The 10,202-nt window shown below is 64.5% G+C and carries 9 protein-coding genes; 2 read left to right on the forward strand and 7 right to left on the reverse strand.

The window, feature by feature from the left end:
- Positions 1–8 precede the first annotated feature (8 nt).
- Together AC066S_RS25685 and pxpB are read right to left on the reverse strand one after the other, a co-directional pair.
- Positions 9–1,046 carry a 5-oxoprolinase subunit C family protein gene (locus AC066S_RS25685; RefSeq protein ID WP_478270931.1) on the reverse strand — a complete coding sequence of 346 codons (1,038 nt, stop codon included), beginning with the start codon at positions 1,044–1,046 and terminating at the stop codon, positions 9–11.
- Complete coding sequence (gene pxpB / locus AC066S_RS25690) at positions 1,043–1,774, reverse strand: 5-oxoprolinase subunit PxpB (RefSeq protein ID WP_478270932.1); 732 nt, start codon at positions 1,772–1,774, stop codon at positions 1,043–1,045. The genes AC066S_RS25685 and pxpB overlap by 4 nt, the downstream gene beginning before the upstream one ends.
- Positions 1,775–2,032: 258 nt before the next feature.
- Here pxpB and AC066S_RS25695 point away from each other — a divergent pair, with 258 nt between their 5' ends.
- Positions 2,033–2,731, forward strand: coding sequence for a ribonuclease activity regulator RraA (locus tag AC066S_RS25695; RefSeq protein WP_028136365.1), 699 nt, complete (start codon positions 2,033–2,035; stop codon positions 2,729–2,731).
- A gap of 24 nt (positions 2,732–2,755) precedes the next feature.
- Positions 2,756–3,160, forward strand: a complete 405-nt coding sequence (locus AC066S_RS25700) for a (R)-mandelonitrile lyase (protein WP_126257615.1) — start codon at positions 2,756–2,758, stop codon at positions 3,158–3,160.
- Between the two features lie 66 nt (positions 3,161–3,226).
- Here AC066S_RS25700 and AC066S_RS25705 read toward each other — a convergent pair whose 3' ends face one another.
- The 5 genes from AC066S_RS25705 to AC066S_RS25725 all read right to left on the reverse strand — a co-directional run.
- The gene (locus AC066S_RS25705) at positions 3,227–3,583 is read right to left on the reverse strand and encodes a hypothetical protein (protein ID WP_478270933.1); all 357 of its coding nucleotides are present in this window, start codon (positions 3,581–3,583) and stop codon (positions 3,227–3,229) included.
- A 159-nt stretch (positions 3,584–3,742) separates the two neighbouring features.
- Complete coding sequence (locus tag AC066S_RS25710; protein ID WP_126257617.1) at positions 3,743–4,978, reverse strand: hypothetical protein; 1,236 nt, start codon at positions 4,976–4,978, stop codon at positions 3,743–3,745.
- A 24-nt stretch (positions 4,979–5,002) separates the two neighbouring features.
- Positions 5,003–6,580 (reverse strand): CHAT domain-containing protein, encoded by a 1,578-nt coding sequence (locus AC066S_RS25715; RefSeq protein WP_164718593.1) that lies wholly within the window; start codon positions 6,578–6,580, stop codon positions 5,003–5,005.
- Complete coding sequence (locus AC066S_RS25720; RefSeq protein WP_167767742.1) at positions 6,577–9,327, reverse strand: PAS domain-containing protein; 2,751 nt, start codon at positions 9,325–9,327, stop codon at positions 6,577–6,579. Before AC066S_RS25720 ends, AC066S_RS25715 begins: the two co-directional genes overlap by 4 nt.
- 492 nt (positions 9,328–9,819) lie before the next feature.
- On the reverse strand, positions 9,820–10,202 hold a 383-nt coding region (locus AC066S_RS25725), incomplete at its 5' end, for a DUF2147 domain-containing protein (RefSeq protein WP_478270934.1).

A 10,202-nucleotide genomic window follows, 5' to 3' on the forward strand; every position in this document is an offset into this window, starting at 1 on the left:
GTTGTAGCTTACGGCTCGGCCGCGACCTGCCAAGTCCCTGCGTCCATGGCGCTCACCGCATAGCCCGCAACGTTGGCATCGCTGAGCGCCGCGATGTTGAGCGCGACGGTGTCGGAGGAGCGCAGGCGATCGGGCAGGCTGCGGATCAATTGCGCAAACCTGCGCGCCTCGTCCTGCGCCTCGGCCATGCTGACGGCCTTGAAGCGGAACGCGGTTCCCGCCGAGGTCTGGGCAAGGCGGCCGACATCGGCCGTAATGACGGTTGCGATCTTCGGATAACCGCCGGAGGTGCCGCGATCCATCATCAGCGCGATCGGCGCGCCGTTGCCGGGCACCTGGATGCTGCCGTTGACGGTGCCGTCGGAGACGATGTTGTGGCCGTGCAGATGCTTGATCGGGGGGCCTTCGAGCCGGTAGCCCATGCGGTCGGAGGTTGCCGAGATCTTCCACTCGCTGTCCAGGAACAGCGCCTTGTTGGCCTCGTCGAACTCGTCATCCTGCGGGCCCAGCAGAACCCGGATCGGACCTGTCGCAGGCTTCGGCAATTCGATGCGTAGTTCCGGCGCGCCGCTCGCAGCATCGGCGCTGAATTCGTCGCCGGCCTGGAGCGGGCGCGGGTAAGGGCTGCCGAGGCCGGCGCGGGCATTGACCGCGAGACTGCCGAACACGAGTTCGCCGGTGATGGCGCCTTCGATCGCGAGATAGGTGAAGGCGCCGCCGCGGGCAAAGCCCAGGGTCAGCGTCTCGCCGTCCTTCAGCGTCACTGACGTGTCCATGGCGACCGGGTTCCCGGCGACGTCCGCGTTGCGCGGCGCGCCCGAGATCGCCACGCGCACGGCGCCGTCACGGGCGGTGAAGGCGGCACCGAACGGGCCGATCTCGACGGCGGCCGCGAACGGCGCGTTGCCGACGAGCGTGTTCGCCGCAGCCAGCGACAGCCGATCCATCGCGCCGCTCACCGTCAGGCCGTAGCGCTGCGCACCGAGGCGGCCGCCGTCCTGGACGGAGCTTGCCGGGCCGATGCTGGCGACGACAAGCCGGCTCATGCGTCCACCTGCTCGGCAATGATCTCGCCGGCTTCCGCCGCGCGGTCCAGCTCCTCGAACGTCTTGTGGTCGATGGCGAAGAAGGTCACGCGGTCGCCGGGTTCGGTCAGGAAGGTCGGATTGCGGTGGAGCTGATAGGTGCGCACCGGCGTGCGGCCGAGCAGATGCCAGCCGCTCGGCGCCGCCAGGCATTGGATTCCGGCCTGGACGCCGCCGATCGAGATCGTGCCGGCCGGCGTCAGCAGCCGCGGATTTTGCCGCCGCGACATATGCAGCGATTTGTCGAGGCCGCTGAGATAGGACCAGCCCGGCGTGAAGCCGATCATGGCGACCTTGTAGTCGCCGCCCGCATGCCGGGCGACGATGTCGTCCGGCATGGTGTTCAGCGCCTTGGCGACATCCTCGAGGTCGATGCCGTGCTCGCCGCCATAGGCAACGGGAATGCGCCAGCGGCGCGCCTTGGTCACGGGCGGCGGCGGCTGGATCGCGATCGGAAGCAGCTTTTCGCCGAGCGCGTCGAAACCGATCTTGCAGGGGTCGTAGTGCACCAGCAGCGAGCGATAGGTCGGCACGGTCTCGGTGATGCCGTCGATGGGGCTTGCCGCGAGCGCTTTGTCCAGCGCCAGCACGCGCTGGTTGGCGTCCTCGTCGATGGTGCGGCTGAACTCGACCGTGACGGCGCTGTCGCCACTGGGCAGAAGGCGGGGCGGGGGAAGCGTCGCGGCCATTGAGCTGTCGAAGAGCTGTCGGAATCGGGCTTTGGAAAGCGCGGGCTCGAGCTTTGAGTTCCGCGTCACCCCTGCTTCGCGTAAATGCGCCCTCAAGTCCAATAAATTAATGCAGGGGGAGGCGATAAAGCCTTGTTATCGCGTCGCATAAAGGCCCACCGGCCCTGCGTTATTGCGAGCCTCTTGGCCCTTGACGCAGGGGCTGCGGATCGCAAGATGCGCGCGTTATTTCCCGCACCTCGGAGCTTGTCTGTTTCCATGTCGCTGTCCCCCGAAGCCCGCAAGACCCTCGCCGGCATCACCACCGCCACCATCACCACGGTCCTGCTGAAGAAGGGCCTGCGCAATGTGTGGATGCGCGGCGCGCGGCCGCTGCGCCCCGGTCTGCCGCGGCTGGTTGGGCCGGCCTTCACGCTGCGCTTCGTGCCGGCGCGCGAAGATCTGGCGACGCCGGAATCCTGGTCCTCGCCGATCTCCACCCGCACCGCGATCGAGGCGATGCCGGAGGGCTGTATCGCCGTGGTCGATGCCATGGGCATCACCGATGCCGGCATCTTCGGCGACATTCTGTGCGCCCGCATGGTCAAGCGCGGCGTCACCGCCCTCGTCACCGACGGCGTGGTGCGTGACGTCGAGGGCGTGCTCGGCACCAATCTGCCGGTCTGGTGCGACGGCTATGCCGCGCCGCCCTCGGTTGCGGGCCTCACCTTCGTCGGCTGGGGCGAGCCGATCGGCTGCGGCGGCGTTGCCGTGTTTCCGAACGACATCGTGGTCGCCGACCAGGACGGCTGCGTGCTGATCCCGCAGGCGATGCTCGAGCACGTGCTCAACGAGGGCGTCGAGCAGGAGCGCATGGAGGCCTGGATCGTCAACGAGGTGAACAACGGCGCCGTGCTGCCGGGCCTCTACCCCATGAACGCCGAGACCAAGGCGCGCTACGCCGCCAGCAAGAAGTAACCGGGAAGCAAGCGAGGTAATCCCATGGAGATCACTGTTGCAGGCACGCGGCCGACCCGCCGCGCGCCCAAGGAAAACTTCACCGGCACCGTGTGGCAGGACCCCGTGATCATGGCACCCGCGCCGGCACGGCTGAACTGCTCGCGTGTTGCGTTCGAGCCCGGCGCCCGCACCAACTGGCACCATCATCCGCTCGGGCAGACGCTCTACGTGATTTCCGGCGTCGGCCGCGTCCAGACCAAGGGCGGTCCCGTCAGGGAAATCCGTCCCGGCGACACTGTCTGGATTCCGCCGGGCGAGTTGCACTGGCACGGGGCCACGCCGACCAACGGCATGTGCCACATCGCCATGCAGGAGGCGCTCGACGGTGTGTACTCGACCTGGCTCGAGCCGGTCACCGACGCCGAGTACGGCGCAGCGCTGGGTTAGAGCCTCGTGTCCCGGACAAGCCGCGGCGCCGCAAGGCGATGCGGCGCCGATCCGGGACACGGCAGGCTACATCCGCTGCGCGGTCCACGTGCCCGCGCACAGCGCGCCGCGCCATGTGCCGGAGCCGGACGTGCCGCTGAGCCGGCCGAAGCCGACGGCACGTTTGATGCCGGTGCTCAAGGTGACATTGATTCTGCCGGCGTCGGCGACGCGGCCTGAGGCCGACACGGCTGCGCTGCTCGATGCGATCTGACCATTGTTGATGCCGATCGCGACGGTGGCGCCGTTGCCGCAGGTCTCGCTGGATGACGAGATGCGCACGTTCCAGGCGCCGTCGAAGCTGGTCGATGCTGCTTTCGCCGGTCCGCAGAGCAGGGCGACGGCCCAGATCGCGGCAAACATACCCTTGCAAAGATATCGCATGACACGCCCCATTGGCTGAACCTGCGGGGCAGCGTGTCACAAGGCGGGGCGGGCCGATGTGAGGACTGTCACGCATTCGGCCGGACGGTGACGGCGAGGACCGTGTCCGGGCGCCGTCCCGTCAGCCGGGCAGAGCCGCGAAATGGCTGGTTCGTGCCGTCACCTTGCTGCCGCAGCGCGATCGATCACGCGCGCCAGCGCGACGGCGGAGTCCGTGTCGACCAGAGAAGTCTTGCCGACTGTTTTTCGCAATGCGAAGGCCTCGGACGCAAAAAGCTTGTCGGGATCCTCCGGGGCATCCCTGATGCCGGTGAGCAGGCGGATTTGCATGCCCTTCAGGAGCTCTGTCACGGCCGGCTTGGCGATCGTCTTGTCGTTGGGGGCGCCCAGAATTGCCTTTTCCCAGCCGCGGTGAGCATTTTTCGGCGTCACGCGCTCCACGAGCTTGTCGTAGCTGGTCTGGTAGGCGCCGATCGCCACGAGACGATCGTTTTCGGCAAGTTCGGGCGACGTTATCACCTCGGCGCGCAGAGTCAGCATGTGCTCGTCCGCACGCTCCAACTCCCGCCTCATGATACTGCCTGCGACACCCTGCCAGTGTCGATGAAATCCGAGCTGCGTGAGAGGGTTGATCGAGTCAGGCCCGTCGGGCAGCAGGCTGGCCGTGAACTCGACGGCCAGGAGGCAATAGTCCAGTCCAGATACACGCTGGCCGTCCAGCAGCAAGCGGTCGTCGGTCACCACCAACCGCTTGGCGACCGCTTCTTCGAGGTAGGAACCTGCAACCAGCAGGTAGCCGCTGCGACCAAGCGCATTGCCGTCGGCATACGAGAACAACGGCGTGACGATGTTGAGTCCGAACAGGCCGGCGACCCGGTCGTAGATCTTTTCAGCCACACGCAACCCGTCGGAAACGCCCGGCGCGAGGCCGGTCTGCGTCGTCAGGTCGGCGGCCAGTTGCAGGACCTGCTGTGCCACATCGTGAAACGGAAGGCGGAAGAGCCCGACGAACAGAGACAGATTGTCCTGCTTCATGGGCGCGCGCCTGACGGCATAGATATTCCTGAAGTCGACATAGCCCGGAGCGGCACCGGCTGCCTTCAGTTGAGCGGCGATCTCGTCATTGCTCAAAATCGTGGGACGGCGCTGGCGCCCGTCGCCGAAGCTGAACTCGGTGAGCACGACGCCGAGCGGGAGGAACGAGTTGAAGAACTTGCCGCCTTCGCGCAAGCCCATTTCAACCATACGCACGCCGAAGTAGCTCGCTTCGGGCACGAAGGTCTGTCCCGCCGTGATCCCATTGCCGGTCGAAGCGACGTACCCGACATAGGGGCGCCGCAGCTCGCGGCTCGCCCAGTGGTCGACGACGTTCTTGAGCGTGGCCCAGACTGTCATGACATTCTTTCCACTACGAGCTGCTCAGTGGCAGCGTGTTGCCCAATCGGTCGACTGCGCCAGCAGGATCGGAGAAAGCCAGATCGGGCTTTCCTCGTCGTAGTTCAGGCTTTCCCACGATGCGCGGCACGCTTTCCGGAACGCCACGCAAACGGACCGCGTCCGGTACAGTTCGTCATAGAACTCCTTGGCGAACTGCGGCGCGCGCTCGTCCTCGACATTCCATCGGAAGCCCAGGGCATAGGGGATTCCGTTCATCACCAGTTGCTGAACGCAGCCCTTCGAGATGCCACGGCAGGCCGAGAGGTACACGAGCGTCGTCGCTGAAAGGCCGTCGGAGGCCGCCACCCTGTCCAGTTTCAGCCCGACCGCCTGCTCTGGCTTCATCCCGGGAAGGACGAGGGTCGCGGTTTGCTGGCCATCGCTCCAGGCGTGACCGGCGTAGTGGAGTATGGTGGGCCGGAATGCGTCCAGCTGCTTCAGCAAATAGGAGGCGGCCTCGCCCGGCGGGGCATCCGACAAATTGACGACCTTCAAATCGAAACAGCCTGCGGCGCCCAGCTTTTCCACGTGCTCCAGTTCGGCATCGATATTGCCGAGCTTGTCGAACCTCTTGCCATCGCAGATCGCGCTGTCGAGCTTCAGATCGGGATGTTCGCCGATCTGAGAGCGAACGAACATCAGCTTCGCGCCCGGACTGATCCGCGCTCGCTCACTGGCCCTTCCACGGACGAAGAACGGAATGCGCCGGACAATCGGCGCATAGAGCAGCACGAATGGCCCATTTTCCTCCGAGAGATAACGCACGCTGGCCTCGAAGGGCACCGCATAAAAGCCTGCGTCGCTGATGACGAACCGGAACGACAGTCCCACCAGCCCGCCTGCGGACTTCTCGATCTGCGAGAACAGATGTTCTCCGATCGCTTTGACGACGAAGCTCTTGAACAGGCGTGTTCCAACGTCGCGCGTCTGGCCGAGCCAATTGTTCGGCGGCATCTCGTCGCGCGCATAGGTTTGAGCGGCAGACTTGAGGTCATCGAGATCGCTGATGGTGTTCCAGCGAAGCATCGGGGAGCCGTCTTCGCCCGTTCCGAGCCGGCATTCCACCTTGGCGCTATGGATCTCGATCTCGACCACGCGGAACGCGCCCGGGATCGCATTCGTCTCGTCCGGACGACCGGTGAGCATCGCAATGAACGGGCGCAAGATCCGGTGCCGGTGCAGCTGCAGCGCGTCCATCGGCAGGATCAACGCATTGCCCGCCGCCCGGCACTCTTCCTCCAGGTCCGTGCAGGTCCCGAACGAGGGCGCGATGACCAGCACGGAAGTGTGCGGGTCCTGGGCCAATACGACGGTGTTGAGCACGTGCTTCGCGCCGAGAGTCGTACGTGTGTCGTAGACGGCAGTCGGGTCGGTCGGCAACCGGGCATCGAGCACGAGCAGCTCGGTCTCATTCGCGACGAGCCACTCGTTGGTCTGGTCCGGGGTCATCAGAGGCTTGTCGTACAATTCCTCCATGGCCACTCCCGCCGCGAGCAGCTGCGCCCGCAGCGTTTCGAACATGTTTGCCTCTGCGGTGGCGATCGCAATCTTGGCTGTCATACCGGTGCCTCCTGCGCGCACAATGGCAGGTTGAACTCGAAGCCTGCGCCGTCCAAATCGGTCAGAGTGCCGTCGTGCTGCTCGGCCGCCTTGCGTATCGCCTCGACCGCGACGCTGGCCATCTGCCGTGCCCGGTGCTGGCTCTGCTCGATCGGGTCCGCCGCCGACGGAGCCAGGGTGTCGGCGATCATTGCGGGCAAGCGCATGGACACCGAGAGGTGATGCTGCGGTCGTTCCGCGATCGTCACGGTCAATTTGTCGTTCGGCGTGATGCGCAACGACAGCAGGGAGCTGAGGGCAGAGCGAAACGCAAAGCTCAAACGCTTCGTCCATCCCTTGACCAGCAGGGGGCGGCGCGTCGCAATCTCGTCGATGAAGTGGATCGCGTCGCGATCCTCGACTGGAAGGCCCTCGACCTCGTGATAGAGCACTTCCAATGCGTCGAATAGTTCGGGGACTTCCTGCGGCGTCTGCTGCACGACGAGACGCTCGGACAGACGTTCGAAAGTCAGATCGGCCTTGAGCAGGTGGTTGGCGGCCTGCTCGAGCAGACCGGCGCAATTCTGCATGAGCTCTGGCTTGCTCAGGAGCGACGCTGCGCCGCGCAGCAAGCCGTCAGCCATCAAGAGCGGGGCGCGCGTCTCGCGCGCAACGGATGTGACAGTCTCCTCCAGATAGCCCCAGTCGCTCTCCCGACTTTGATCGGCAAGGCTGGTGAACAGCCAGAGCTGATGACCATAATCGTCGTTCAACGGCTCGCGACTTGCGAGAACCGTCAGTTCGGTGCGCGGCGCATCGCCGATCGTCAGGTGTAGACGAAGACGGTGCTGGATCCCGGATTCCGACAGTTGCGCGGAATCTTCAGGCCGGGCGCCAAATGTCGAGAGCTTCTTGTCACGCGCCCGGCCGAAGATGTTGGCCGCCGCACCATTCATGTGGCAGATCGTCCCAACGGCATCCACGATGACGGCCGCCTGCTCGATTCTGTTCATGAGCGCGTGCTCGATCGCTTCGTGCCAGCGAGCCGCAAAGATCTGTTCACAGTCGGCGGCGAGGCCGCTTGCCGCGTCGCGATCGGGCCCACGGAACGCGTTCAGCTCCGATGATTCCATGTCCAGGATCAGCTCGATCTTGCCGTTCACGAGGAGGGGGACCGTCATGGCCGATCGTTGATCGGGGGCGGTCTTGATGAAGCCGTAGTTCCGCTCGGTATCGCTGACGTCGGGGACGACAAGAATGTTCCGCTCGGCCAGGCAGCTGCCAAGCATGCCGCTGGACAGCTCCTGGGTGTATTCGGCCTTGCGGCCGGCCGCTTTCACGAGCAGGTTGCGGTCGTTCTTGACGTGCTCGGCGACCAGCACGAACTTGCCGCGCAGGCGATCGATCCGGAACACGCCGACATATTCCCAGCCCAGGCATTGCGTCGTGCCGGTGGCCAGCAGCTCGGCGATGGCGCGCGCACTCGGTGCCTTGTTCAAATCATCCTTGAGTTTGCGCAAGGCGCGCGCCTGCGCATGTTCCATGGCCGCGTCGGCGGCCTGCAATATCTCTTCGACGCCGAGATTTTGCAGCGTGCGTAGATCGGCAGGGGTGTATTTGTGCTTGCGGGACAGCAGAGCCAGCGAGCTTCCAAACCGGCCTCCCGCCTTGCGTATCGGCAATACGAGCATCGACTCGAACTTGTCGGCGATGATGGCTTTGCTTACCGGATTGTCCTTTTCCTCGGGATTGCGGCTCTCGACGAACGCGGCCAGATTGTTGTCCCACGTCTTGCCCTGCTCGAGCCACTCGATCACGCCAGGTGGCACCTTGAACCAACGCGTGCTCCACTCCCAGCTGGGTTTTGGAAAGATCGTGAGCGCCCGCCAAAAGTCGTTGAGATCGCTGTAGACCCCGAACGTGCTCATTTCGAACGGGATGACCTTGCCGATCGCCTGAAGCGTTGCCTCGATGATCTCTTGTGGATCATCGTGCTCGGCGAGAATTGTCCTGAGCTCCTGGCGCGCGCGATCTTCGGCAAGGGGAGCGAACAGCACCAATAGCCCCGCCGAACTGTTCGGTGCTTCCATGTAGGGCGTTCCGCTCACCCTTGCCAGAATGGAGCGCCCGTCTTTTGGGCGCAGCCGAACGAAACCCGAGAAACCCGTTTGCTTTGTGATCCATTCGCCGAACAGGTTCGTCGTTCCCTCGTCATCGGGTCCGAACACCTGGGAGAGCGGCATCTCCCTGAGTTCTGATTCCGAGAATCCCAGAACCTGCACCGCGCGATCGTTCGCGAATCGGATCTTGCCGATCAGGTCGGTGCGGAGCACGCCATCCTGCAGGGCATCGAGGCGGCTCTGTTCGGCGCTCTGGTCGAGAAGCAGCGCGTAATTGCCCGGCATGCCATCTTCGTCGCGCAGCGGGCCAATTTCGACTCTGACCTGACGAACCATGTCGTTGGTCTGGATGTCTGCGCGTAAGCTAGAGTTGTGGTTGGCCTGGAGGGCCATCCACACGTCGGCTGCACGTGATCCGAACAGGCCGGAGAAGGGAACGCCGCGTCTGCCGGGCAAGAGCTTGTCGAATGCCGCGTTCGAATAGACGATGCGGCCGTCGTGCGCCAGTTCGACGAAGGGAATCTCGCCGTAATGTGCGGCCTCATCGAGCGCGTCATACCGATCCGACAAGACGCTCAGCATGGTGTTTTGCGATTGCAGGATCTTGCCGACGGTCTGAGCGTCGAAACCGAATTCCGAAACGAGCATGCGCGCTTGCTCTTGGACCAGAGGCTGCAGCGCGCTGGTCAGGCTCGTCTGCCGACTTCGGAGTGCGCCGATGACATGCCGCCTGATGCCTTGCTCCGACATCAGCGAGTGGGGGCCCCGGTCACCCGAGACTAGCGATGGTGTCGCACGGAGTTCCTCCATAACAACCTCGCTCGCTTACGCAACTACCGGCGCCGAAACGAGGTCGGGGGAATGACTCGTTTCGAGTCTACGTGTCTCGGCGAAACGGTGCCAAATGCGGTGTATGACGGTGGCAAATAGTCTGGCTATCAATCCAGACTAGAAGCAACGACGGCGGGCAGATATGAAATGGTTCACAATGGAGGGTTATTGCGCGGCCCGGTGACAGGAGGGCCGCAGCGCTCTCATTGGCGGTGACAGCGACTGGCAGTCGCGTTGCCGATTGCGGTTGTCCGGCGAATAAACGTCAGCCTGGCTGCGCCATGTTGGCTTCGATCCAATCGGCGCCGCTCAGTTCACCCGCGTCCAGGTCTGGCCGCCGCAGAACATGCCGCCGAAGGCGCAGCCCTGCACGCGCAGGCGATCGGTGCCCTTCATCGCGATGGTCGAATCGTAGGTCGAGCCGGAGTTCGGATCGAGAATGCGGCCGGACCATTTCTGGTCCTTGCCGGGCTTCATGTTGATCAGAACCTGCTCGCCGTTCTGGTTCGATTTGCTGTCGACCGAATAGCCGCAGAGATTGCTGCCGCATTGCTCGATGCGGACCTTGCCTTCCTTCTCCTCGGTGAGCCAGACGCCGAGAGGTGAATTGAGATCGCGCGTGGGCGCGGCCGCTGGGGCGGGCGGAGCGACCGCCGCCGCCTGAACCGGCGCGGGAGCAGGGGGTGGAGCGG

The sequence above is a fragment of the Bradyrhizobium sp. CFUWI genome, from assembly GCF_056429085.1.

Coding starts and splice junctions, on each gene's coding strand:
- AC066S_RS25685 (WP_478270931.1), bottom strand. CDS start 1,046: ATGAGCCGGCTTGTCGTCGCCAGCATCGGCCCGGCAAGCTCCGTCCAG.
- AC066S_RS25700 (WP_126257615.1), top strand. CDS start 2,756: ATGGAGATCACTGTTGCAGGCACGCGGCCGACCCGCCGCGCGCCCAAG.
- AC066S_RS25705 (WP_478270933.1), bottom strand. CDS start 3,583: ATGCGATATCTTTGCAAGGGTATGTTTGCCGCGATCTGGGCCGTCGCC.
- pxpB (WP_478270932.1), bottom strand. CDS start 1,774: ATGGCCGCGACGCTTCCCCCGCCCCGCCTTCTGCCCAGTGGCGACAGC.
- AC066S_RS25710 (WP_126257617.1), bottom strand. CDS start 4,978: ATGACAGTCTGGGCCACGCTCAAGAACGTCGTCGACCACTGGGCGAGC.
- AC066S_RS25720 (WP_167767742.1), bottom strand. CDS start 9,327: ATGCTCGTTTCGGAATTCGGTTTCGACGCTCAGACCGTCGGCAAGATC.
- AC066S_RS25695 (WP_028136365.1), top strand. CDS start 2,033: ATGTCGCTGTCCCCCGAAGCCCGCAAGACCCTCGCCGGCATCACCACC.
- AC066S_RS25715 (WP_164718593.1), bottom strand. CDS start 6,580: ATGACAGCCAAGATTGCGATCGCCACCGCAGAGGCAAACATGTTCGAA.